This window comes from Pseudoalteromonas sp. MMG033, assembly GCF_057197785.1.
On record NZ_CM170070.1, the window covers coordinates 4,751,136 to 4,777,804 of the forward strand.

Genomic DNA, 26,669 nt, shown 5'->3' on the forward strand with positions numbered 1-26,669 from the left:
CTTCGGCGTTTATTATTTAAAAATAACAATGTGGGGGTATGAAAAAACCAACTATTTTTGCACTCGCATTAACTGCGGGATTTTTTGATAGTGCAGCACTCTCTGCAGGATTAATATACCGTGTTTATTAACTAAAGAAAAAGTCGAACGGCTCAAGTACATCAAGCTGCGACGCAATGGGCTGGACTATAACTTTAGAAGTTCAAAGACCGGTACTTCTATTTAAAAAAATAGGGTACAATGGAGCAACAAGCGTAGCTACAGTGACACAAGATGTGGTGTTTCAGTAAAAATATTTCAATATACGAGCAAGACTGCGGTTATTTTTTATAAAGATTGACCCACTGAGGTGACTAATCGAGCTGCAACGCATTATGATAATGGTGTCTAAAACATAAAAAATGACCAACAACCAATCGCGCTTAATTGATAAATACATCAATTAATATAACATTATATTTAAAAACCTATCACCACAAATCTAAAAAATACATTATTTAGTTCTATAACTAAATACTATAAAACGATTCCACTTCATCATGGACTTTTACTCAAAATTATAATTTTAATAAATCCACCTAATCAATCTTACTTAATTATATTGCAAGATAGAAATTCCCTTTAATCAAAACTGACGAGGCCATCATCTAATCCTGAAAGTATTGCTTACAAGAGACTTTAAACGATAAGGCTAATGAAAGATCATCTATGGAGCATAGAAAAAATAGAAAAAAGCTTTAAAAAACATATAAAAACCGATTTAAACTCACTACCCTCTAATTTTTTTACGTCTAAAACAGTCTTCACTACAGCACCCTTTATTTAAGGTTAACTAATTTAGAAAAAACTTACCCAAAAAATAGTGAGTATATGAAATCACAGTTCATGACGTCGCACTTATTTAAATAAATTAGTTGAGATTATATTAATTAAAGTCCTTTACAAAGTCATGCAATTGATTAGAACAACCCCGAAAATGGTAATGATAACTATTTTCAAAAAGGAATTAATGATGATTAAAGCACTACTTCTTGCCGCATCAGCAGCGGTATTAACAACTATCCCACACCAATCTCAAGCTTTAGGCTATGTAGATGTACTTTGCTATAAAAATGACACATTGATATTCAATCTACGATTTTCTGGTTATGAGACTGACTATATTTATCGTACGATAGATCACTGTGAAAGAAAGCTTGGTGGTAAAGCGAAAACGATTGGTTTTGGCTGGTAAAGTGCACTAAAGATTTAATTAAGCCAAATTAAATAATACCAATATAATCTAGTGATAATGGAGTTAACATGCTAAAAAAGTTTATTTTTATACCACTTGCCGCACTTGCTTTTATACTTCCGAACAAATCAGTTGCTGGGCCTGGCGGACTAGAAGTATTTTGTCATAAAAACGGGGGTCTATTATGGCATGAACAGTTTTATACATTCGAAGATCGCATTGCCAATCGCGCCGCAGAATACTGTGAGAGAGTACAGGGTGGCAAAGCAACGATGAGACAAATTAGAAGAAGTAAATAGCCATCAAAACATGTTATTAAATGCATGGAATAAAAGTAATACACTAATCAATAAATAAATTAAAATTTCTATAAAAAGGAATGACAATGATTAAACCAATTCTTTTCGCACTTACAGCAACCTTAGCCTCTGCAATCCCAATGGAATCACAAGCATTTTCGAGCAGGTTCCACGTTACGTGTTTTAAAGACGATAAAATACTATGGAGTATTGAATTCTTACGTGGGGAAGAATCTTATGCGTCGCGCGCAGCTCATCACTGCGAAACAAGACATGGTGGTAAGGCATATTGGAGTTAATAAAACCATTAAATAAAGAATAGCCCCAATAGGTGGCTATTCTCCAAATGTCTAAAAACTATGGATTCGATCTATTAAGTGAAAGTGTACTTTGCAATGTCTCTTGTGGGCCTACTTTTGCGGCACCACCAATCACATATAACGTATTATTCAAGGTAACAGCACCATGCCCATGTCGTGCTTGCGGCATATCTGGCAGCGCTTGCCATTTATCGATTTTTGTGTCATAGATCCACACATTCGAAAAAGCCTCCCCTTTTTGCCATTGGTGATTTGGTCCAAATACCTCTCCACAGTAACAATGATTTTTTCATCTAGCACACTTGCTGACAGCCCTGCTGACGCAATCGGTAAGGGACTTAAAGCAGTCCAAGTATCCATTTTTGTGTCATACACTTCAACGTTACTTAGATTTTTACCACCCAGTGCCAAGGACCGTCCACCAATAACATAAATTTTATTGCCTATAACAGCACTTGCCGCAGAATTACGCTCAATATTTGCGGGCTTTGCTTTTCGCCAATATGCATTATTCACGAGCACATAGTGCGCGTTGGAATCTACCTTCTTGCCAGTCTTAGAAGAAATGGTTTTGCCACCAATAACATGAATATACTTTCCGACATTGGCATAAACAGACTCCGCTAGCGGAATAGGGAGTGAAGGTCCAGAGCGCCAACTCTGAAACTTACCATCTAATCTGAACACAGACCTTTTTATTTTCCACGCATCGTCTTTAGGCCCTGAATACCCACCGATCCCATAAATATAATGCCTATTACTCACCATCCCCAGATGGTGACGACGTTCAGGCAATGAAGGGGCTGACTGCCAACGTTCAGTTGATGGATTTAACAAATAAACATCTTTACTCGGACCCAGACCATGAAAAGACGGTGTTTTTGATGGAGTAAAGCCGCCTCCAACAATGATCCGCTCTTTAAATACCGCAGGATAGATCTCTTGTAATGGTATAGGTAAAGAAGGCGCTTGCTGCCAATAAGGTTTTTCATTATCAACTGCTTCTGTACTTGCCCATATACTAGCAACGGCCAAGCCACTGAGTAACAGGCAACATTTCACCAATAAATATCTTTTCGCAGTTAACAAATGCATTCGCACTCCTTAGTATTTGGTCGTCTGTATTTATACCGTTATTCTCGTACTCAAGATCAGTGTAAGCGCATTGGCATCTACATCACTGTTAAATAAATAACACCCCCTAAATAAGAGTAGATAGAAATACGCCAAATCGCTGTAAATTAAGTTGAATTCCATAGCAGCAATAGCAAATTTATTTTTGGCCAATTGTGTCACTCAACAAACTTGTTACCCTGACAATCAAAAAACGTTTCCAGTCCAATATTCATGAATATCGAGATTAAAACAAGACAACTTTTGTCTACACGACCTCATAGCAAGTCCCTAACCAAGATGGTAAAAATCGCTATGACCATACCTACCGAGCAATACAAAGTAGGTAAGTTGATTTAATAAAAAGCAGCACCGCTAAGATTGAAACTAATACAATATATGAGTAAAAATAGACCTTATAAGGCTTGAATTTGCATCAGAATTGGTTGGCATGCTTTAACAACCAGTTTATTAAACACCAATGAGAAAGAATACATTTTAAGCAGATAAATAATAAATATATCTATTTAAATCATAACCTTCCAGCCATAAAATTATTAATTAAATTATAAAAAAACACCCTATCAAACTTTACACAAGCATTACATGTACTTAATATACAGCGAGTTTTATCTACTATATCTAGTATTAGGGAAATTATGGATGTTTTAGACACCGTCATCTATTCCGGTATGTGGGGCGTGATTTTACTTGCACTTGTGCAAGCAATGAACAAACCGAAGCAACCACAAACAACATACCTCATTGCGCTATTATTCTTGCTACTTATCCATGTTAGCGGAGAGCTCGTCATTTATACGGGTGCATATCAGTACTTTCCTGCATTAGTAGGAATGCAAATGCCTGTACGTATCCTCCTTGGTCCAGCTTTATTTTTTTATGCATGCGCCACTATGTCGCCAACGCTTGCAATTTCTAAGAAAAGCTACGCAATAGCCATGATAGGGCCTGTTGTGGCTATTCTTGCGATGTTGCCATTTGCTATCGGATTCACATCAGCCGAAAAACTCGCATTAGCAGATCCCGCAACACGTAATCCAGAGCACTTTAAAGTCGCCTTATACACCTGCATTGCTAATATGGTTGTATTTATGGTGTTTAACGCCTTTTATTTCATCAAGGCACTACAAGTGCATGCCAGACACCGTCAGCAATTATTGGAACGCTTTGCAGAAATACAATCAAGATCTCTAGATTGGTTTAGGATCATGCTCGTGTTATGGGGTATTGTTTGGCTTTGCTACTCGCTATCTTACGTGCCAACGTTGACTGGTTGGAAACTGCCATGGTTGAAACTTTTACCATTTTTTGAAGCTGCCGTTTTACTGGCATTCGCTCAGTTGGCACTTAATCAGCCTATCTTAACTAAAGAGGATAAAGGGCAGCCTATTTCGATACAATCGAGAACGGCAACATTAAGCCAAGAGAAAATGGACGCGATATCAGGTAATTTGAAAGATGTCATGACGCAAGAACAGATATTTATGGACGAAGAGCTGTCTTTGAACAAACTCTCAAAGGCCATCAGTGTCAGTGAAAACCATATTTCTGAGACCTTATCTCAGCAACTAAAAACCAACTTTTTCCAATTTGTTAATGGGTACCGGATTGCTGCAGCTGAAAAACTCCTTCAAGAAACCGATAAACGCGTATCGACCATTCAATATGAGGTTGGTTTTAATTCAAAGTCAACATTTAACACGGCGTTTAAAAAAGCGACAGGATTAACCCCTTCATTATATAGGAAGCAAGCCGCGTTAGTAACTCACTAAAAAATATACGAATAAAAAGAACGAACGGGCCCGTTAGGACGATCTGAACACGATTTACGACAACAATAGACCCATCTTAAAAACGCACTGTCGACATGCACACTTAAATGAAGCATGTCGGCAAGCAAACAAATAAAAGGGTTTTATTTATGTCTACTTTACTTGCTACACGCATTGCCGGATTACTTATCCTGATCTCAACCAGCTCATTTATGTATGCCGATTCCATTATTTATGAGCTACTCACTAAGCCAGACTTTTTAGAGCAAGCCGCGCTTAACAGATCATCTCTGGCGTTTGCGGCATTATTAGAGTTTATTAACTGTGCTGCGGTCATTGGCATGTCCATTTTGATTTACCCGACTATTAGACAATACAGTGAACGCATTGCCATCGGGTACGTGAGTGGTCGTTTGATTGAAGGCGCAACCTTGATCACCGGTGCAGTAACGCTGATGACATTAATTGCCATGGGTAAACAAGTCATGGAAAACCCAGATGTATCAAGTGAATACCTTTATATGATGGGCAATGCGCTAAAATCTGAGCGTTGGTTTGGCTTTTTAATGGGAATGTTTTCTTTAGGCTTATGTGGCTTTTTACTGAACATCACTTTATACCAGTACCGTCTAATTCCAAGAGCCATCTCAGTACTTGGCATGATTGGTTACGCAGTACTGCTACTAAAAGTCGCTTTTGATTACTTTGGTCTAGATTTCTCAGGTGCATGGATGTATATCCCAGGTGGCATATACGAATTAATCTTCCCACTATGGATGATTTTCAAAGGCTTTGATTTAAGCGCAAAACCAAAAGCACACTCTTAATTAATATAAAACCCACCAAGGAAGCTAAATACGGCTTCCTTTTTCTGTTTTTAAGCACACCCACTGCAATCCCCTCCCCCGACAAACTCCCCCTTATTGCACAAAATTCTGTTTAAAAATAACTCAGGCTACAATCGCGCTTTAATAAAATACGCATATGACTGAGCTGATGGGCCCTATCTGACTTACGTTCAGGCGTTGAAGGAAGTCATGATTGAAGCGGCTGCTACTCTTTAATGTGCGCCTTATATGGATGAACGTTTTTAAAAAAAAGCAAACTGAAATCTATCATTCAAGCAAGACTGGCATCAAAGCGACGACCAATAAACATCGACGAAAAATAAAACATTAACATTAATAAACATAGACTTACACACCATGCAATTAAATAATTCCAATTAAATGAGCACAATAAAATAAAGGTAAACCAACTTCCAACAGCTTGATGACAAAATTAAAGCGCCACGCTGAAAAGTTCGCTCACAGATACCGAATTACTTTTGTCCCAAATGGCCACCGACCACAAGAAATTCGTGTAAGCCATTCATTGCTACAACCCTGAGTTTAATTAAAAGTGACAGTGCAATGTACACTGAGCGCTAACAACTGATTTGTCTGCATTTCATCGAGAGTAAACAAACACCTTTTATAACTCACTAAAAAATATACGAATAAAAAGAACGAACGGGCCCATTAGGACGATCTGAACACAATTTACGACAACAATAGACCCATCTTAAAAACGCACTGTCGACATGCACACTTAAATGAAGCATGTCAGCAAGCAAACAAATAAAAGGGTTTTATTTATGTCTACTTTACTTGCTACACGCATTGCCGGATTACTTATCCTGATCTCAACCAGCTCATTTATGTATGCCGATTCCATTATTTATGAGCTACTCACTAAGCCAGACTTTTTAGAACAAGCGGCGCTTAACAGGTCATCTCTGGCGTTTGCGGCATTATTAGAGTTTATTAACTGTGCAGCGGTCATTGGCATGTCCATTCTGATTTACCCAACTATCAGACAATACAGTGAGCGCATTGCCATCGGGTACGTGAGTGGTCGTTTAATTGAAGGCGCAACCTTGATCACCGGTGCAGTGACGCTGATGACATTGATTGCCATGGGTAAACAGGTTATTGAAAACCCTGATGTATCGAGTGAATACCTTTATATGATGGGTAGTGCACTCAAGTCTGAGCGTTGGTTTGGCTTTTTAATGGGGATGTTTTCTTTAGGCTTGTGTGGCTTTTTACTGAACATCACTTTATACCAATACCGTCTAATTCCAAGAGCCATCTCAGTACTTGGCATGATTGGTTACGCAGTACTGCTACTAAAAGTCGCTTTTGATTACTTTGGTCTAGATTTCTCAGGTGCATGGATGTATATCCCAGGTGGCATATACGAATTAATCTTCCCACTATGGATGATTTTCAAAGGCTTTGATTTAAGCGCAAAACCAAAAGCACAATCTTAATAAATATAAAACCCACCAAGGAAGCTAAATACGGCTTCCTTTTTCTGTTTCACCCGAATACGCCCACTGCGCAAAAGCGCTTAATAATAATTAAATTCAACCGTTAGATGGTCTAACAATGGGGAAGGTCATTTCAAAACACGCGCCTTTATCTTGATCCGGACAATATCTAATACTGCCTAGCAATACGTAAGTCACTAGGTTAAATACCATATAAAGCCCCAATCCTACCTTACCCTGATGTCGTGCCGTGGTATAAAACGGCTCAAACATATGCGCTATCGCTTGCTGCTCAACTCCACTTCCATTGTCAGTAAAGCGTAAGATCACTTGCTCTTGATCAGTGGTGACATCTATTGATATTTGTCCTGCTTTTCCTTCAAATCCATGTAGCAGTGAATTGAGATACAAGTCCTCAAAAATTTTGCCAAGCGCTTGAGAGTCACATTGCACCATGCAGTTATCTGGACAATCTATCTCAACAATGACATCACTGTCCTTACCATGAAATCCAATAACCCCTTCAATACAGGCTTTTAGATCAATCTGACTTTCACTACTAACATATTCGTGGGCTGATGCTTGCTTAAAGCGCTTAATGAGTTGAGCAGCTCGCTCGGTATTACTGTCTATCAACTCAATACTCGATAAAGATACATCAATAAATGTTTTTGTATCACTGAGCGTTAACTTACTGGCTTCTAGTTTAGACTTAAACTCATACAACTCTCTAAGCAATATCGAGCTAGCGGTAACCGTCGTGCCAAGGGGTGTATTTAACTCATGAGAGACCCCTGCAACTAAACGCCCTAAAGACGCCATTTTTTGTGCTTCAACTAAGTTGGCTTGTGTTGATGTCAGCTCTTCGAGTATCTCTGCCAATTCATCTCTTGATTGCTTTAAGCTTAAAGTCCGCTCTTCAACTCGCTTCTCAAGCGTTGCGTTTAATTCAGCCAATGCCAGCTCCGATGCTTTAATTTCAGAAATGTCTTTAATCGTGCCACTAACTCTGAGCACAGTGCCATCTTTTGCTCGGGAAGTGACCTTCCCCCTGTCTGAAACCCACAGCCATCGTCCACTTTTTGTCATTACACGATAGTTAACTTCGTAAAAGTCACTGTCGCCTTCAAGGTGGCGGGTAAATTTACTGTGCAAACGTTCATAATCATCGGGATGAACACTTGATTTTATGGCATTTAAATCGGTGCCAATTTGCTCACATGGCAAACAGAGCTTATTCATCTGGTTATCTCTGGTTATTACACCTGTTTGTAAATCCCAATCCCACAACTCATCACCACTCCCCCAAAGGGCATGGCTTAACCTTTCTTTTACTTCACTAACTTGCTTTAGGGCCACTTGTTCAACTCTGAGCTGTTTATTTTTAGTGCGCCAAAAGTAACTAAAAGACAAAAAGCAAAACACAAATAGCATACCGATTAAAAAAACCACTTGTTGTACCGCTTGCTTTTCTATTTCAAGGTCTTTGATGCGATTTAGTTGGACTAAACTGGCTATTTCTCGCTCTTTTTCTCTGACACCAAACTCAATCGCCAACGCACTGATCCGGTATTGATTATTCTTCTCTTCCCATTTATTTTTTAACGTTAAATAGTCTTTGATGTACGCCAAGGCTTGCATATGCATGCCCTGTTGTTCAAATATAGCGGCGACTTCAAGCTGGCAGTCCATGAGTAAAGCCTCTCTTTGATGTTCTTGAGCAATCTCTATCGCCCGCATATAAGCATCAATGGCACTCTGTGGCTGTTGTCTGACCAAATGCAGTTTCGCCAGCGCCTGATGGATCTCTGCAATTCTGTCTTCCCAAGGGGAGCCTTGATATAACGAAATACTCTGTATTAAATAACGCTCAGCTAATTCAAGCTGCCCTGTTTCAATGTATAGACGTCCTAAGTCTAGGTAAGTGGAAATATTTGGATCTGGTCGATTTATTTCTTTTTTCAAAGCAACCGCTTCTTTGAGCATTTGCTCTGACTTTTTAAAATCTCCCGCTTCTCGATACACGCTACCGAGCCGATTATAGGTGTGGATCATGCCAAGCTTATAGCCAAGCTCTTCTTTCAGCGCTAAAGACTTCAGGTGCATCTCTATTGCTTTTTCAAACTTACCCACTTCATCAAAATAAGTGCCCATGTTGCTATAAAAAATGGCTTGTTGATTAGGGTTATCGAGTGTCAACGAGATTTGGATCGCTCTTTTTTGATGAAATAAGACCTTTTCGTATAAGTTCATTTTCCTGTAAAGAGACGCCAAACTTTGATGAATAGATGCCGCCATGGTCGGATTTTTCAGCTTACGGTATAAACTCAAGCTTTGTAAATAACTGCCAAGCGCTGCTTCATAATCTCGCGTTTTACTGTCTAAATGTCCAGAAAGACGATGCGCATTTGCTAGGTGAACCTCAAATTCTCCCTGCTTCGCCTGCTCTATCACATCAATTAATCGCGCTCTGGCTAAGTCATATTTGCGCTGGCGAATAGCAATATCTGCAAGCACAATTTGCACACGCAGCTCGTTTGTCATGACGGTGCTCTTTTGAGCAAACTGCTGCGCTTGTAAAGCGACTTCATTGGCTTTATTCAAATCGCCATAAGATATATAGGCACGAGACAGATGGCTCAATAATCTTGCAGACTGATCATGGCTTGGGTGTTGCTCTAAAAGTTGAAGCCCCTCATCGGCATATTCAAGCGCTTGAGGTGTATTGTAGTGAAAGTTTTTTTGTACATAATCGATAATCGCTTCGATTTTTGCAGTACCTTGACGATTTTCAATATTTTTAACAAGCTGCTCATTGGACAAGGTGGCAAACGCAAAGCTATTGAAAAATAGCACCATAATACACAATACAGCAGCATGTTTGTTCAAGGCTAATTCAGACATCGTTACAACCTGTGTTTTGTGCTCAAGCAACTAAAAACAAATCTTACCTGCTGAGCGACTCCATGGGGTTAAGTTTAGCTGGTTGTGAAAATTCTGTTTAAATGCCACTTATTTGTACCCAAATTATTGAAATAAGATAAAAAACCCTCATATAGATTCCACAACAAAAATAAAATTAAATGGAGTACAGCCCAACCTGGCTGGTATTTAATAACGATGAGTAACACGGACTCAACCTTGTCTTTTAAATCGTTAATGTTGGCAACAGACGATGAACTTGAAAGACTCACACAGGGCGTCATCGATACCTATGACACCAAAGCATTGCAAGATTTTGACATAAACGCTGCGATAGCAGCACAAAGCAAAGAGCTTTTCTCAAGATGTGATGACTATAAAAATGGCTTTGCCGAAGTAAGAGCCCGCCGAAAAATTGCCGACACTGTTCCAGACACACATTTACACGACCAGATAATTAAATTGCCCTGTGGCACACTTTGGTTAGCTGGAATTTATCGCAACAACCTAGATCAAACGTTAATAGAAGTCATTGGCGAAAAGGCGGTTAAATTTGCAGATCTCAAGCTTTACCTGCCTGAGATTTTAGCGTTTTTTAGTTGGTGTAAGCCTGAAATGGTCTCTATATGGTCAAAGCCAAACAGCGCTCACTTTAACACCCTTAAACAGGTCAAGGGTGCAGAATTGGAAGACTGCTTTTGGGGCGCTGAGATTGAACATATTAGCAAACTAAACTCAAATGAAATCGCACTTAAACCATTTGATATGGCGAATGACTGGTCTTGGTATAAAGATGAATACCACACTTTCCATAAAGACGTTCCGCAGTTAAAAGATCGTCTAGAAGTCGAAGATAAAGAATCTGTTGCTGAGTCAATAGAAAGCAACTTGTGTTATGTCGCTTACAAAGCACACCAACCAACACAAAAAATAGGTGCATTAATACTAGAGCCTTGTACTGAACTTGGCTATAGGGGCGTTCTTATCTGTGATTTTATCATTGCAAAACAGCACAGAGGACAAGGCTTTGGCCCTAAGATCCAAGCTGAGGTACTCCGCCAAATTAGTGCTCGTTTTGAATTTATATGCGGCTATATTTATGCTGGCAATCAAGCTTCAATGAATAACGCCAAACACACTAGAACACTGCTTAGAACTGAGATCACACTGCCAATTGAGCACTTCGTTTGCAATAATGACGCTGACTAAAAATAAAAAAGCCACTATGCAATTGCAATTGTGGCTTTTTAAAATCAACTTTATGAGTGATTAGTTGCAGTCACGAACCCACTGCCACACTTCCCATTTAGATGAGTGCTCTGCAGGTGACGCGCCTTTGTTCCACCACTGCGCTTCATAAATGCTACCATTTTGTGATGCTTGGTCGCCTTTTAAGTACACTTTACCCGCAGACCACGCATCAACCGAACAGCCACCACCTAAAGAAATAGATACCTGTTGAGTCTTCGTTGACTGTAAACCTTCAGCATCCTTTACAGTTAAAGACACGCTGTAAGTGCCCTCAGAACCATATGTATGCACAGGGTTTCTCAATTGACTCGTAGTACCATCGCCAAATTGCCAGTTATAGCTAACCACGCCTTTGTCATCAAAGGAAGTATCAGTAAAAGTCACAGCCAAACCGCTTTGTGTGAAAGAGAAGTTTGCAACTGGTGCAGTGTTATCAACAGGGCCATTATCTCCTCTCGGAATGACGCCACCAAAGTGTGTTGCCACTTCTGGCCAAATCAATTCAATGCGGGTACCGCGATTCAACTTTGTAGTACATTGCGTGCTATTACCATAATGGTGCAATGCAATGACATTATTGTCATAAGCAGACACAACTGGCGAACCTGAAGAGCCGCCTATGGTGTCACATTTATAACCCATGTCAGTATCTGATCCGCGACCTGCTGTCACTGTTTGGTCAATTTGACAGTAACCACCGGTATTTTGGTCACTCTCAATCGCTAGCTCTTTTGGATTACCGCTACCGTGCTGTGGAATGAAAATACGCTGGCCTTTTTGCTGTGCTGACACATCTAAACCAAAATGACCGAACTGTCTGATTTTTTCAAAATCATTGACTGTAAATAACGTGTAGTCCAGTCTGTAATCTGTCGCAAGCAGCTGATCCGCCATTACTTTAACAGTGCCATTTGTACTACCAGTCCCACATGCGGAACGTTGATAGTTAAACCATACCTCCACGTTTTTCGCATCTGCTGCCGAGTCAAAACAGTGGTTATTGGTAAACATATGATTACCTGCACCGACACGCCAAGCGGTACACAAACTACGCCCACCAATTAGTAAGCGTGCAACTGGGCGACTTCGCTCATACTCAATGGGATGAGATGTTTCCCAGCATGCGACATCTCTACGTTCGTTAATACCACAAGTAGAATTAGGCTCAATCATGTCAAAACCTGACATGACTTCATTCGCCGCAATCTCAGTATCAGAGTAACCAGCAAAGAAGTCGGCAATTTCAATACCATGTCCTTGCTCCCAAAGACTTGTATCACTCACAACCAATTTCAGCTTGATCGTATCTGCTGAGACTGACATAGATGAAGAGACACCGCTGTCATTTTGGTCATAACGATAGACTTCCGTACCTTTCAAGTCACTGACTTCAAGGTAAGCACCTTTTGGCAGAGAAAACTTAGCGAAATTCACTTTGATGAAGTGCGCGTTAGGGTAATTAATAACATGTTCAAACTCATTATTGGCAGAGTTAGCTACGCTATTAAGGCCTAAATTTAGTTGATAAGAAACCGCTTGGGCGATCTCAGTCTTTTGGGCAACGCCAGTATCTTGAACGCTTGCTTGCGTGCCACTAGCAAGTACTAGCGCGCATACAGGAAGTATTGATTTGATTACTTTACATGATGTCATAAGGTTAAAATCCTTTAATTGTAATTATTGTGCTTTTTTAATAAAAAGCTCATGAAATCTATGTTATTACAAGGTTAAATTCAAGGTAAAACTTTAAATCACCATGTAAACAAATCATGACAGGAAACTCAAAACCTCGCAGTTCTTCTCACTATCTATCTCATTTTTAAACCTGTCAATTTACGATTAAAGCATCAAAAATACAGCATTGAAGCACGTAATGTTGCCAATCAAGAGCTCGAACAACAATAGTTTTTAAACCAAATATCATCACCTTAAAAAATAAACCGGAAGATCTGCCAGCTTACAATCACAAAAGTCAAATGCTAAGTTATATAAGTACCTATATTCATACGTTTAACAGCCAGTTGTTAACTGGCATTCGTCTCCAAACAATACTTAATAACATTAAATGAGAAATCAAAATAATGAAAAAACAATTAGCAATGGGCTTACTTTTTGCGTTCGGCTCTATCAATGCTTTCGCACAAGAATGTAAAACTGAAGTAGAAACAAGCAAAATCAATTATTATCAAGGTTTCGCAAACTGTAGTACTTTAGTAAACGGTTCATTTCAAAATATCAGCAGGTTTATCAATTTATCGACAAACCCTACAGCGTTCATCGGAGACTGGGTTTATAACCCTGCAACCAAGCATCAAGTCTATGCTACTTGCTTTGCAAACGTGCCTTTTGCGTATTCCGAGACAAAAACAACAAATGTGAGATATTGCAAAGATAAAGTCCTTATCGAAGCGCGAGGTGGTTCACCTGAGCACGCTATGTCAATTCTAAGACAACGCGGTGCAACTGAAGTGGGCGGCTGTAGACCAGACTTTACCGATCAACCAATGCACTTTGTTTGTGTTGGCTATATCGTAGATTGGGTTAAACAATAACCTTCACTATTTGTTTAACAAATCCTGTCAAATGCGTACCTACAGATCAGGCACGCTACATCATTAAGGAAAACAGATGAAAATTAAACTTAACAAGAAAAAAATAAAAGCATTAAGTAATGACACACTCGCATTACCAGTAAAACTCACACCTAACATTGCAGGTGGTGGCCGCAGAACGTATGGCCCAGACCACTGTGACAATCAGAGTATTGCACAACGTATGTGTACTGAAGAACTTTAATAAATAAAAGATGAGTCTCGTTGCTTTAAAAAGTAGAGACTCACTTATGATGAATTGCCTACATTCAATAATTACATATTCATAATCGTACTCAATCTCTTTTTAATCACCGGATTGGATTGCGATTGATAAAGGCCATTTAATCGTTCTATATTCATAGCTGATAACTTATAGTTTGCTTGCTGATATACACGAGCAAAGGCATCAATCGAAGCCATTTCAGGAGATGCTAATAGACTCGTTACCACCTGATCCTGATAAATAGCCATTTGCCCTAAAGATTTAATCGTATTCTTTTTAACTTGCACATCCGAGTGCTGAAGCAAAGCTGGGAGTTTTGCGATCAGCTTAGGGTTTTTACTATTGGCCACCGCTAACACTGCTGTCGAAAGATGAGCTGGACTGCGCATTTTATCAGCCAAATAATCGGCTACTTGATTGGATTGCGCTGGAGAAAACTTACTCATTGTGCCCATGTTGAGTAGCGCCATATCAGAAATCGCAGCATTTGAACCCTGCTCTACAACATATCTTAAGCTAGAAAAACCAATATCCGACGCATTTTCAAAGCGTCCTAACGCCATCACTAACTTTTGCTGTACCTGCACGCCTAACTCATCATCAGTCAAAAGATCTGAGATCATTTGCTCAGCTTGGAGAGTCTGTGCTTTTTGTAACGCGTAGATAAATGCAGAAGTTAAATTTTCATGCTCCTCGAACAAACCTTTTAAACCACTTTGATCAAAATTATTGAGCATATATAGTCCAATCGCTTTTGCTAAGTTAGGATCTAAATTGCCTTTTAGCGACTGTATATACTCCAAAAAGTTATCCCCTGTGACCTCGAGACCTATGCTCTGTGCGTGATCATCAGGCAGAATATGTGTGTTGTGATTAGCTTGCCAATCAACAGGTTCAAAAGGCGTGTGTGTAATAGGCTTAACTGACACAGTTTGTACAACTTCATAGCGTTGTCCACTACGCTGCCAAATTTGATTGTTATTATATTCTAGAGTCAATGGTGTGCCTGGACGGGATACATTCAAAGTGATCTGCCACTGCTCTTTTTCTGTGTTGTCTGCATGTTTTTGGTGGGCTGTAACTACTCGATCTATCACATTATCTTGTTGAACATACTGGAATGTTTTTACGCCCAACGCATCTTCAAAAGTAAGCGGTGAGTCTAATGAGTAACTCATTAAATCAAGTACTTTAGATAACACAGATAATGGGTGCTGCTCACTTAACCCAAGCATATCAAGCTCTGAAAATTGTCGAGACTGATACTTCACCAAGAAGGGAATTTGCGTAGGCATTGTTTGTAATTTATTGTCTGCCATAAACACAATATCAGTCAGCATGGCGGCTGATTTGGTCGATGCAGACGCATGAGGTTGGAAATTCATGTTCCAACTCAACTCAGAGAATGTCATCGCGCTACCACTTTCACTCAACACGGCAGAATGAATATCGACTTGATAGGCAAAAAAATACGATTTTTCAGCCAGTGTTTTTGACTGCTCTTGTTTAACTGCTTTAGGCTCACTTAATGTTTTATTATTGCTCAAAGAGTTGAGTATCGCCAAGCCAACTACCACAGCTACAGCGGCGCATATATAAATTGTTTTTTTCATGGACTCATCTCAAAAGTGGTGGCTAGGCCACCACGTTTTACAGTTTATAGATTTTCCCAAACAGGGCTAGCGTATTTGTATAGCACTGTCTCACGCGTATATAGTGGATCCCACTTCATGACGTCCACATTGAATTGCAACAGGCCCCATAACTTTTTACAGTAAGCTTGTATTTTGCCATCACCACCTGTCAGCTTGGTGCTAATTTTAAGCTCTAAGAAGCCTTGCTCAACAACTTGCGTATCTTGAACCACACGGCGGATCCCTGCTTCTACATACCCCTTACCTTTGACTTTAAGTAAATTTAATTTACCTTTTACGCCCGCCTCAGAAATACCGTGACCAAAGGAGCCGTAGGCAGAGCTAGATACCAGACCGCCAACATAAGGTTCAACAGATGCATACACATAATCTGGACGTCTCACGCCATCAACTTCATATGGCTCCTCGTTTCCGTGACCTCCAATTACACCGCCAACTGTAAACTCCGCGCCAGCTTCAACACCTGCGCCAAATTTAACACCTACTTTTAGTAACCCTAATGGATCAAGAGGTAGCTCAACCTTAGGCTTGATAGGCTCAGGAATTAAATCAAAATAATATTCGATTGGATAAGTGATAGAGGCATTCAGTAAGTCATCACAATTTGGTTTAAAACTCGCAACCGTGTCATCGCCCACAGTAAAGTTAAAGCTCATGCCTTGTGTACAATCCAGCTTGCTTGGATCAAAAGAAAACTCTAATTCTCCGATGGACATTTTGAAATTACGATTATGTAATTTTACCCAATTTCCAGCCTGATACGCCCCTTGCGTCGCGCCATTACTGACCTGATCGACATACATCCAACCCTGCTGGTCACGATATTGGTGCGACTGACCAATCACATTATTCTTTTGTATAGTTCTCACATTGCGTTCTACATAGCCCGGATCTTTATAAAGGTAGGCATTTGCAGCTGGTGACAATGTAATCGCAGAGACAACGCCTAGCAATGCAGCGTATTTAAATTTCATGGTTATCCTCATATATCTTTTAAGTTTTTAAATGTATATATGTTGCGCAACAAGACCAAGATAACACACTTTTTTTACATTTAACTTTCATTTTTACCTTTTTTAGATAAATAAAAGCGGGAAAATTATCAGAAACCCTCACAAAAATACGTATTTCAAACTTCACTAATACATTATTTAGAATAATAATAAACGCCATTATTGTTATAATAACATTAAATTTAAAAGTAAATTTAGCACAAGAAGAACAATAAACCCTTTAATAAAAGCTCAATACAATAAAAACTGAAAATAATAACAATTCATAATATAGAAATAAAAATATGCTATATGCATAAATTTCATTTGAATTAACCAAACAAAATCCATATCGTTTAATTTTCAAACAACACAACAACAAAAGGAACTTAGATATGTCATCTAAAATAAAATCAGCGTTAATCACAGCCATTGCGGCAACAACATTATTTGCATCGTTAACTTCTACAGCATCAGCGAGAGAGGTGAGCTATAGAACACACTATACTTATGTCACTTGGAGTGAGGCCATTGCTAAGTTTAGAAGTGACTTTAAAGCTAAATACCCTAGCATTAAGTTTATCTATACAAGTTGTTATTACCCTACTGGCGCAGTATTCCCAGTGTATATATGCCATGGTAAAGGAAGAATATAAGCACCAAACTTTGTAACCGAAAGTTAAGTAGTATTTCGGTTTTCTAGACTTATTAATCAAGCTTGAATATTTAAACAACCTCATAATTGGGCACACATACTCGATAATTAACTTAAACATATTAATTAGAAAACACTAACTCTTGACAATAGAGAAAAAGGGCAATGAAGTGACTTGAGTAAATACTTTTTTCCAAACAAAGTGCATTTAACAGCCTTGAAAACTTTTTACAAATGAAATATAGAAATTATAAATTTAAAAAACAAAAGGATCTTAGATATGTCATTTAAATTTAAGTCAGCGTTAATCACAGCCATTGCAGCAACGACATTATTTTTATCGTTAACTTCAACAGCATCAGAGAGAGTGGTCAGCTATAAAACAACCTATCTTTATGTCACTTTGAGTGAAGCAAGGGTTAAATTTAGAAGTGACTTTAAAGCTAAACATCCTGGCGTTCAGATAATCTATACAAACTGTTATTACCCACAATGGAATGGCATACCTGCATTTATTTGTGAAGGAAAAGGGAAGTTATAAGACAAGATTTAAAACCGAAAATGCAGCGGCATTTCGGTTTTTTTTTATAATTTACTTTATCATTAACAATGCTAGCTTATAGTACTGTGACTTAGAAATATATGTATCGATATTAATAATACATTTCATTAATGGACACAAAAAAGCACGCCTAAACAGGTAAGTCATTAGCTACACTCGTCATTCTCATAAGAACTCTCAATCACATTTGTTAACTAGATATTGACAACCAGCCACAAAAATTGTGACTATACATAGTCTATTTCTACAGCGCTTTATTATTTTCTCGTAATGTATCATTAAGGTGTCTTATGGAAGACGTTGAAGAACTTATAAGCTCCGATTGTATTAGCCAAGCGCTCGCACTAGACGCAGCCACTTTTGTTTTAGAGTGCAGAAGTGACTCAGAAACTGTCGAAAAGTCTCGAAGCATTGGTAGTTCGATAAAAAAAGCGTGCGAACTTTTGGAGCAAATAGAGACCCACACAGTATCTCCATCAGAAGAACAAACAGAGCAGTTTAAAAAAGGTGCACTAAAGCAAAAAGTAAGCTTTAACACACAATTATTAGTCGTCAGATATTGCATTGACGCATTTCGATTATCAGCTGAAAATAACTTTAAAATCGATCATTTACAATATTCTTATGGACAGCTAAAGACGGTTAAAAAACTTCTTCTCACAGTAAAAAGTCAACCATTCTCATCCGATGAAGACTTAGATAAACTGTTAGATAAGTTGGAGCAACAAATAAATGCAGCTACGACAACCAAATCTATATTCTTGGACCAAAACCACTATTTAAAATACAAAGATACAGATGAACAGCGTGAGCACACTATTATTTTTGATAAATTAGAATCCGACCAATCAATTATATTAAGAGTGGGATTAAAGGCTCTAGCACAACATGATGCAAGCGATATATTTAGCACTATAAGAAAAAGTGATGAGGTAGAGCTTGGTCAATCATATACCAATACTCATCAAGATTGGCAAAGTATCAAGATTTCACTTAAAGACCTTAATGAAAAACCGATTTTTTTAAATTTCACCAGAGACAACGCACAAAAGCTACATCTAAGCTTTTCAGTTGATGTCATATCTCACGATAGCATTACACTTGAATGCCATGGCCAATTTAAACACTTGGCTGATATAAAGAACATCAGCAAGCAAACAAGTGAAATTCAACCAGTTAATCAACCTGCAAAGTCGAAACACAAAAAAAAGACCAAAAGCAAGCAGGATAATACGGTTACCATTTTGTGCTTACCTAACTGTAGTACAAGGGCTAATAGCCTTAAACAACAACTCACAGAGCTTAATTTTAAGGTAAAAATTACAAAGTTTAATAATGCTTCCCAGCTTTCTTCTTCTTTAATTATCTTGACAGACACACAAGAAAAGTCCCTTGAAAACAAGTTCAATAAAGTCATCGAAACACAAATTAATCATGGCTCTGATGTTTTTATTTGGTATTGTCACCCCACTAACCAATACATTTTGCGCCAAAAGAGAGCCAGAGCAACGAGTAATTTTGACTATGAACAGGTTGCTAATGTCGAAAATGTGTCGACTGCGGCTGAATTAATTGCATGTTTCAAAGATCCGCAAAGAGCACCGAAACTAAAAGAGATCACTCGACTAATATCTAATAAAAATGAAATAGAGCTTAATTTGGCACTACAACATAGATTTAGAATGACTTGCCAAAACCTCATTGCACTTGAATATCTTAAGCAATTATCCGCGCTCAAAGTAGAGACTAATTTTGCAACACCCAATGCTTATTTAAAAGGCGGCCCCTTCCAGCTCACGGATGAGTCACTAACAATTAGAAGCTTACTATCCTTTCAAGCTGATGGTACCCAAGACAAACAGGCGCTCTTGTCCTATTACCCTAAGCGCCCGCCGAATAAACTCGAAGTAAAATTTGAGCATAAATATTTAAGAGGGTTAAAAACTAAAAAGTTTACTGTTGAGGAATTCAAGCATGGGCAATTAAAGCTAAAACTGAATGAAGAGGATAGCAAAGAGTTTAAAAAGCACAGTTATCCAAACGGTTTAGATGCAGCGAAAATTGTAAAATGTAACAGTAACAGCAACACTCTCACAAAACAAAGAGACTCTTTAAAGCGGATCACGGATTGGCAGAAGACTTGCGAAGATGAGTGGCCGAAAACTTGCCGACATAAGTGGCCTGAGAGTGACCTAGCACAGAGAAATCAGCTACTTTCCTTAAAGCCCAATAGTACAACACAGATACTAATCGGCGAAAGAGAAAATACAATACTTCAACAACCTGAGATCCCTTTTGTTATATTAAGGAATCCAAAAATTAGTAGCGATAAAGAGCAACTTCGCTTTTTGTCTGAAGTATTCACAGGGAAACAAGTTACCTTATGTCAAGGACCCGTAGGAACAGGTAAATCCACAATCCTATCAGAAATAATCTTTCAACAATATTTGCATTGTCGAGGCAGGCACTCCCCTATCATAGTTACATCGCAAACAAATAAAGCCGTTGATGGTGTGCTCTTAAAACTAAAGCAGTTTTATAATATTCCTGTTTTACGTGCGGGTGAAAAAAAAGATAACGGGGCCAAATACCACCCAGACCTTGAAGGTAACTTAATAAATAAAAACAAAAGCTGTGAACAAAGTGAAGAGACTAAAAATACGCTCAACTCAGAGCAATTTGAAAAAATATTAAATGGTGAAGTAATTTTAGGGGGCACCATAGAAAAGCTGACGTCTCTAATGTATGAAAAGACTCCGCTGTTTAATGCCTTGCATGCCAGCCAAGTTCAGCTGTATGTTGATGAATTTGGCATAGCATCAATTGGGGAAACTCTAGCAATTATGAAATATGCTAATTTTAGGCTCTTTACAATTGGTGATCCTAAACAGTTAGGGGTAATGAAACCAAATAAAGAAGTCCAAACCACCATGCTGCAAAGATATGGGGTTTCTCATCATACTGCTAAAGCGCTTGAATCGAGCTTCTTTAAATTTATCGCCAAGCAATCATTTTTTGACATGCCCAGCTTAAAGAAAGTGTATCGTTGCTTACCCGATATTGTTGAGTTAGTTGACATACATTACCGAGAGCCAAACGAATCAAATTTTTTGATTCCAGCGAACTCATCGACAAGTAATGATACATGCGCGGTTTGGCTGATTGATACAACAATTTTATGTCAGAATACTATTAAAGACATTGATAAACGTGACAAAGAAGATGAGCAATGGGAGCTCAATACACCACAGGCTCAAATTGGCACCAAGCTCTTCTCTTCATTACTGACTAAAACACCACTCACATATAAAGACATTGGTATCATTACACCGTATAACAACCAAATCGAAGTTTATAAAGACTTAATTCATTGTGAAACGGATAAAGCTTCAAAAGCTTCAGATGAGGTTAGACATAAGTTTCTCGACGCTCAGAACAATGTTAATCAGTTTGTTGGCAGCGTCTATCCGTATCAGGGTGATGAGCGCTACCTGACAATTGTGGACTTAGTCAGACATGACTCATTAACTGGTAACCCGCAATCAAACACAGGTTTTTTTACGCCGGAAATGCTACTAGTTATGATGAGCCGAAGTAAATCAGGGCCTTTAATCATCATTGGTGATATGGCTACCTTTACCACCTCCTCAAACTCCAAAATCTCCAAAATCTCAGAGCACATCTTGACCTTCGCAAAAAATAAAGCTCAATGTTATCAACAAATTGAGCATATCGATGAACTGAATATAAATGCCAAATTTGAACAGTGGCAAAACTTTTTTACCCACAAGGATAGCTGCGATGAGTAAAGAAAGTTGTTATAAAGGCGACCATACATATACACCTGGCGCATACACCTATATAGAAAGGGTTGCCGATCAAAAGTTTGCACTAACAGTTAATCAACGTGAACATGACATTGCAAAAGCAACTGCTGAAAAGCATGGGTACTGTATTAATCAGCCGATATATATTACAGGCCTACCTCAAGTAGGAAAGTTAGAGCTTGCAAAGCAGGTGGAAAACGCATTTTCTGGAAATAGTCAAAGTACTGTAAATATAGATATCTCTTTAGACTCTCCAAATTCAGCTGAACAACAAATAAGAGAAGTAATTACAAGTGTAGCTGATAGAGATCAATTCAAGCTCAGCCGCATCTTAAAATCAGAACCAAGCACACATAGAGACAAAATTAATGAAGCCATTAAAGGTTCAGGTTGCTCTGACTCCCTTTACCTGCTTTTTTTATTAGTAGTTATATTATCGTTTATTTTTTACTTATCCGTCCCAATAGAAGTAGCAATCCCACTTGGTACGGCACTTGCAATCATCATTAGAATAATAACAGATATAAACTCATCATTCGGGTATTCAATAAAAGATATTTTAGAAAATAAAAAAAACATCCTCACTCAAAAACGTCGAAGAAGGAAAATAAAAAAAACTTTCCAAAAAATCAACTTAGAAGATAATGAAAAAACATTAGAGTGGTTAGCCAACCCAAACGAAGACACCCATAAAGCAATACCAAGCCCCGAAAAAGCCGCTATACTTATTGATGAGCTTAGCTTGTTCCATGAAAAAAAATCAAAAGTATTTATTATAATAAAAATCACATCAAAAAATATAATTGACAAATTAAACTCAAATTCATGCAACGAAAAATATGAAAGAAACATTAATTATCTAAGCCATTTTTCACACCAACTTCATAAAAAAGACAGTAAATTTCAGGTGGTCTTTATTGCCACTCGACAAAGCATAATAAATGCCTTTAAAGATATTGACAGTGGCCAGGGCTCTGAGCTTACCCCCCTTTCACGTCGCCTAATAGATATAGATCTTTTTAATTACAGAGAGAGCATATTACTTTTAGCGCACCACCTTAACCAACTTAAAATAAGAATCAAAACAAAAGAAAGCAAAGGCTTACTTGATAGATTATGTGAGGAATTTTACGAAGCACTTGATTGTTATAACAGCTCTATGATTGCACAATGCAATGACCTTAACAGTGAACACTACAAAAGCAACATACCTGAGATAATTAACGACTTGAATGCATTTGAAGATAACACTATATTTAGAGCCTATTCTCCTTCAATTTCTGAAATAACCCAATCTGAAAGCAGAAAGATAATTCAATATGCCAATATTTTTAAAAGCATTATTTCTGGAGCAACTGTAGATAAATTTAGTGGATATACTTCGGGTGAAATAAAGCATAGACTGGATTTTTTTAATCAAATACCTGCTGATTCAGACAGCAAACCTGATACAATTTATCAGCCCCTTATTGAACTTTTTCAAAAAAGAAACATACCTGAAAATAACTACTTAGATCACGTACTCAAGGTTTCTGACCATACAGATAAACTAAAGCAACTAAAAACATTCAATGCACTGACATCAATTTGGGTTAAGCATGCTTGTGTAGACGAGCGCAAAGTCGATTCCATAATTCGACTATTAGGGCAAGGAGCCAACCAAAAAACCGAACTCGCTCGCAAAGCACAAAATACCTTAACACTATTTTCACTTTTAGAACCTGAAGATAGAATCATTTTAAAACGTCCAGGCGCATTAGATAAGTTCGAAGAATTAAAGAGCAATGAGCAAGCTCACTTTATTTCACTAGAAAAGTTACAAGAGCAAATTGATGATTCGAAAATAAAAATTAATTTACTCGAAAAAAATAATACATCAGAGAGCATTATAGGTTCATGCAATATACATCGAAGAATATATGAGTCTGACTCTAGAGATTGGAGTGTTATTCACAAGGTACTTAGAGCTAGATATACAGAGTTAGTTAATAAATTTACTGAACCTCAACAATACGCACCGATGGCGCTATTTAAGAAAATATATTTTATAGAGGAAGCTTTACTCTCAAATGAGGAAAATGAAAATGATTTTGACCCTTTATTTTTGGCCCCGACAACTTTTAAACTAGCTAAAATGTTGCAAAATAGATTACATAGCAACCAAGAAGAGTTAAATATATTTTCAAGCCTGTTTCTTGCTGAACTGACAAAAAAATACATTCCGGCATCAAATAAAAAAATAAACAACAAACACTTATGTTCTTTTCTTCTTAAAGGCTATGAAGGTGATAAAAATACCAAAAACTCTGAAGTAAACGCCATGGTTGAGGTTGTTAATAAATTTATCCTGTTACAATCAGATAAGTTAATGCTGCAAAAGAGTTTCCCTAGCTATTTTAACCGTATTTATAACCCCGATGAACAAAGCGGGTTGACGCAGATTCAAAAAAACTTTCAAACTATAGGACGTGCTGCAACTTTCGTTGTTATAAAATTAGAAAAAACCGTCAAAAGCATCGTCAATCGTTTTAATAGTAAGAAAAATGGCAATGAGGAAATCTTGTCAGAAGAGGAGCATAATCGGCAGCTACTTCTACTAGATAGCCTTAGCCTTCCTTATATCACTGAACTTAAGAATTCTTTTTTTAACAGATTTGAAGACAGGGAAATGTTTATAACTGTATACGAAAAAGTGATATATAAGCTAATAAGGAAACCGGATGAAGTAAAGGAACTAATTAAGATCACAGAAAGTTCATATATCAGCATAGAAGTATTTAGTACATTAATATCTCTCATTAGAAAATCAACCAACGCATACTTCTCTAGAAAAGTCGATAATAAAAACGACTTAAAATATACAGATACAACCACACAAATTTCAGAGGCCTATCACGCGGCAACGGATGTATTAGAACTGTTTTATGAAATTATAAAGAACAAAAACACTCCAGACCTATTCAAATACGCAGTCATTTCTCAAGCAATATTAATGATCGAGCATACTAAGAATAAAATTACTAGTGACATTGACTTAACTATAATAGAAAAACCCAAAAGGAAGAAAAATTATTTAGATTTGGAGTCGTCTGCTGGGTTAGTAATTTTTTATGTTAAAATTACTAACAAACCAGAGGTTCTCAATTCAAATATTAGAATAGAATTTGAAGAAAAATATAAATCACGATTCAACCAATTTCAAAACCCTGATTTTATTGACCTTGTATTCCCTAAAATATGCTTTTTTGAACTCTTACAGCAGTGGTTTTCGGAAAATATAGAGTATAAGCAATATGTTTTGGAAAATACAAAAATAGATATAGACAAAAAGATTTCAATAGTTCTTTTAGAAAACCATTTTAATACTCTTCCTGCATCAATAAAAGTTGATATAAGTAATATTTTTTCCTGCTATATTGGGCATATCTGTAGTCGACAGGATTTAAGTAAAAAACACCTCAACGGCTATCTTAGCACAATCATATTTGACCTACTTTCAATCTTTGTGCGCAATAAGAGCATGACGCTCTTAGAAACCCATGAGATCAGAACTTTTGCTTTTATATTAAGCATTGGAGACCAAGGCTTTAATGAACAACAAAAAAAGTCTATTCGCAAACTCTGGTGTCATTCATTCTTGCTACTCTTTTACGATTTAAATCACAAACGTACCATGGCAGAAAAGGTCATGTCTGAGGTTGACGATTTAAATGATGAATTTATCAATTCAGCCAGTGATGTTATCGAATATTTCTGTTCACAGCCCCTCCGAAATGAAGACGATATAACCAGTGCTATTTTGGATTTAACTCATGCATGTGGAGCCCATGTAAACAAAAATGGCATAAAAATAGGCAACTACTTTGTTGCTGAACTGAGCGAAGTAAAATTAGCGGAAGAAGTTGTCACTATTTCTGCAGGGTTCGATGCTACAGGGGTTAAAAAACCATTTGCCATCGAAGAACCTCTATTACCTACAGACCTATTCCAAACATTCTCTCTTGCCAGCTGCAAAGAGCAATCGGCTGAGTCAATCCTCAATGAAATGAAAAATGAGACAATGGACTTTGAAAGGCGCATTTTAAAAACCATTCAAAAACGGTCAGATAATGAAAAGCTGTTTGTTGCAAGAATGGCAACTGAAAATAACAAATACGCATATGCAAGCGCACGAGGTCCGCTATATATTTCATACTTAATGCAATTGTTTATGCCATTCACTCGGGATTGGGAAAGTGCGAGCCCGTCATTAAAGCGAAATAACAAGTCAACACAAAAACTGTCATATAATTGGGGTGGTGATCTTTGGCTTGGTGCATCTAACTCCATGGCCGTAGTGCGAGTGAGCAAGATGCATCAATCAATTTATCTGGCTAACTCAGGGGTATGGCCTAGGGTGATCCAACAACTACTTAAGCTCCGTCGAGTTATGATCTTCCCCAACTTTGAACACAAAGAGGACATGGTCAAACACTTCATAAATAATATGTATGAATCACTAAAGTTTAGCTATGATTGCGATGCTCGCGAAGTAAGCGTGCACGAAATTTCGGACGGGAAAATAGATGCTAGGAAGCTAAGAACTTTTGAATCTATGTTTAAAAAGGTATTTTCAAGCATCTCTTTGAACATTGATCAACTACAATATGAACACCCAATAAAATCAAAACTTCATAAAATTAACCTAGATAGAGAAGAGCAAGGACTATCTACTTTTACAACTGAGCAAATAGATCAGCTGACGCAATTAGAAGACAATGAGAAAATTAACCACGTAGCCCGTAACGTGCTAAATCTTGAGCCTGAGCTTATTCAAATAATTAAAGATTTAATAAATGAAATGGAAGCTAATGCAGTGTTAAGAAAACTACAAGAGTGTAAATTATAATATTTAATAGAGTACAGAGCCACATTG

The 26,669-nt window shown here is 37.8% G+C and carries 19 protein-coding genes; 13 read left to right on the forward strand and 6 right to left on the reverse strand.

Features of this window, described 5'->3' with window-relative positions; genetic code table 11:
* Positions 1-1,009 precede the first annotated feature (1,009 nt).
* The 3 genes from AC2CZC_RS20635 (at position 1,010) to AC2CZC_RS20645 (ending at position 1,832) form a co-directional block, all read left to right on the forward strand.
* On the forward strand, positions 1,010-1,234 hold the full coding sequence (locus AC2CZC_RS20635; RefSeq protein ID WP_484583226.1) for a hypothetical protein: 225 nt from the start codon (positions 1,010-1,012) through the stop codon (positions 1,232-1,234).
* 68 nt (positions 1,235-1,302) lie between these two features.
* On the forward strand, positions 1,303-1,533 hold the full coding sequence (locus tag AC2CZC_RS20640) for a hypothetical protein (RefSeq protein ID WP_484583227.1): 231 nt from the start codon (positions 1,303-1,305) through the stop codon (positions 1,531-1,533).
* 86 nt (positions 1,534-1,619) lie between these two features.
* Entirely contained in the window at positions 1,620-1,832 is a 213-nt protein-coding gene (locus AC2CZC_RS20645; protein ID WP_484583228.1) for a hypothetical protein, read from the forward strand.
* A gap of 58 nt (positions 1,833-1,890) precedes the next feature.
* Here AC2CZC_RS20645 and AC2CZC_RS20650 read toward each other — a convergent pair whose 3' ends face one another.
* Entirely contained in the window at positions 1,891-2,064 is a 174-nt protein-coding gene (locus AC2CZC_RS20650) for a hypothetical protein (RefSeq protein ID WP_484584912.1), read from the reverse strand.
* The gene (locus AC2CZC_RS20655; RefSeq protein ID WP_484583229.1) at positions 1,983-2,948 is read right to left on the reverse strand and encodes a Kelch repeat-containing protein; all 966 of its coding nucleotides are present in this window, start codon (positions 2,946-2,948) and stop codon (positions 1,983-1,985) included. The genes AC2CZC_RS20650 and AC2CZC_RS20655 overlap by 82 nt, the downstream gene beginning before the upstream one ends.
* A gap of 677 nt (positions 2,949-3,625) precedes the next feature.
* Between AC2CZC_RS20655 and AC2CZC_RS20660 the strand changes: the two genes are divergently transcribed.
* The 3 genes from AC2CZC_RS20660 to AC2CZC_RS20670 all read left to right on the forward strand — a co-directional run bounded on the left by AC2CZC_RS20660 (position 3,626) and on the right by AC2CZC_RS20670 (position 7,073).
* Positions 3,626-4,759, forward strand: a complete 1,134-nt coding sequence (locus tag AC2CZC_RS20660; protein ID WP_484583230.1) for a helix-turn-helix domain-containing protein — start codon at positions 3,626-3,628, stop codon at positions 4,757-4,759.
* Positions 4,760-4,908: 149 nt separating this feature from the next.
* Positions 4,909-5,586 carry a DUF4386 domain-containing protein gene (locus tag AC2CZC_RS20665; RefSeq protein WP_484583231.1) on the forward strand — a complete coding sequence of 226 codons (678 nt, stop codon included), beginning with the start codon at positions 4,909-4,911 and terminating at the stop codon, positions 5,584-5,586.
* A gap of 809 nt (positions 5,587-6,395) precedes the next feature.
* Positions 6,396-7,073 carry a DUF4386 domain-containing protein gene (locus tag AC2CZC_RS20670; RefSeq protein ID WP_211036836.1) on the forward strand — a complete coding sequence of 226 codons (678 nt, stop codon included), beginning with the start codon at positions 6,396-6,398 and terminating at the stop codon, positions 7,071-7,073.
* Positions 7,074-7,169: 96 nt separating this feature from the next.
* Here AC2CZC_RS20670 and AC2CZC_RS20675 read toward each other — a convergent pair whose 3' ends face one another.
* Complete coding sequence (locus AC2CZC_RS20675) at positions 7,170-9,977, reverse strand: tetratricopeptide repeat protein (RefSeq protein ID WP_484583232.1); 2,808 nt, start codon at positions 9,975-9,977, stop codon at positions 7,170-7,172.
* 216 nt (positions 9,978-10,193) lie between these two features.
* Here AC2CZC_RS20675 and AC2CZC_RS20680 point away from each other — a divergent pair, with 216 nt between their 5' ends.
* Entirely contained in the window at positions 10,194-11,204 is a 1,011-nt protein-coding gene (locus AC2CZC_RS20680) for a hypothetical protein (RefSeq protein WP_484583233.1), read from the forward strand.
* A gap of 60 nt (positions 11,205-11,264) precedes the next feature.
* Here AC2CZC_RS20680 and AC2CZC_RS20685 read toward each other — a convergent pair whose 3' ends face one another.
* On the reverse strand, positions 11,265-12,899 hold the full coding sequence (locus AC2CZC_RS20685) for a PKD domain-containing protein (RefSeq protein ID WP_484583234.1): 1,635 nt from the start codon (positions 12,897-12,899) through the stop codon (positions 11,265-11,267).
* Positions 12,900-13,327: 428 nt separating this feature from the next.
* On the opposite strand from AC2CZC_RS20685, the gene AC2CZC_RS20690 reads away from it, so the two are divergent.
* Both AC2CZC_RS20690 and AC2CZC_RS20695 read left to right on the forward strand, forming a co-directional pair.
* Positions 13,328-13,798, forward strand: a complete 471-nt coding sequence (locus AC2CZC_RS20690; protein ID WP_211036832.1) for a hypothetical protein — start codon at positions 13,328-13,330, stop codon at positions 13,796-13,798.
* 76 nt (positions 13,799-13,874) lie between these two features.
* On the forward strand, positions 13,875-14,042 hold the full coding sequence (locus AC2CZC_RS20695) for a hypothetical protein (RefSeq protein ID WP_211036831.1): 168 nt from the start codon (positions 13,875-13,877) through the stop codon (positions 14,040-14,042).
* Positions 14,043-14,113: 71 nt separating this feature from the next.
* On the opposite strand, the gene AC2CZC_RS20700 is transcribed toward AC2CZC_RS20695, so the two are convergent.
* Positions 14,114-15,676, reverse strand: a complete 1,563-nt coding sequence (locus AC2CZC_RS20700; protein WP_484583235.1) for a HEAT repeat domain-containing protein — start codon at positions 15,674-15,676, stop codon at positions 14,114-14,116.
* Between the two features lie 44 nt (positions 15,677-15,720).
* On the reverse strand, positions 15,721-16,692 hold the full coding sequence (locus AC2CZC_RS20705) for a hypothetical protein (RefSeq protein WP_484583236.1): 972 nt from the start codon (positions 16,690-16,692) through the stop codon (positions 15,721-15,723).
* Positions 16,693-17,105: 413 nt separating this feature from the next.
* On the opposite strand from AC2CZC_RS20705, the gene AC2CZC_RS20710 reads away from it, so the two are divergent.
* From AC2CZC_RS20710 to AC2CZC_RS20725, 4 genes are all read left to right on the forward strand, one after another.
* Positions 17,106-17,366, forward strand: a complete 261-nt coding sequence (locus AC2CZC_RS20710) for a hypothetical protein (RefSeq protein ID WP_484583237.1) — start codon at positions 17,106-17,108, stop codon at positions 17,364-17,366.
* Between the two features lie 279 nt (positions 17,367-17,645).
* Positions 17,646-17,906, forward strand: coding sequence for a hypothetical protein (locus tag AC2CZC_RS20715; RefSeq protein ID WP_484583238.1), 261 nt, complete (start codon positions 17,646-17,648; stop codon positions 17,904-17,906).
* A gap of 311 nt (positions 17,907-18,217) precedes the next feature.
* Positions 18,218-21,736 carry an AAA domain-containing protein gene (locus AC2CZC_RS20720; RefSeq protein WP_484583239.1) on the forward strand — a complete coding sequence of 1,173 codons (3,519 nt, stop codon included), beginning with the start codon at positions 18,218-18,220 and terminating at the stop codon, positions 21,734-21,736.
* Complete coding sequence (locus AC2CZC_RS20725; protein WP_484583240.1) at positions 21,729-26,642, forward strand: hypothetical protein; 4,914 nt, start codon at positions 21,729-21,731, stop codon at positions 26,640-26,642. Before AC2CZC_RS20720 ends, AC2CZC_RS20725 begins: the two co-directional genes overlap by 8 nt.
* Positions 26,643-26,669: the final 27 nt, after the last annotated feature.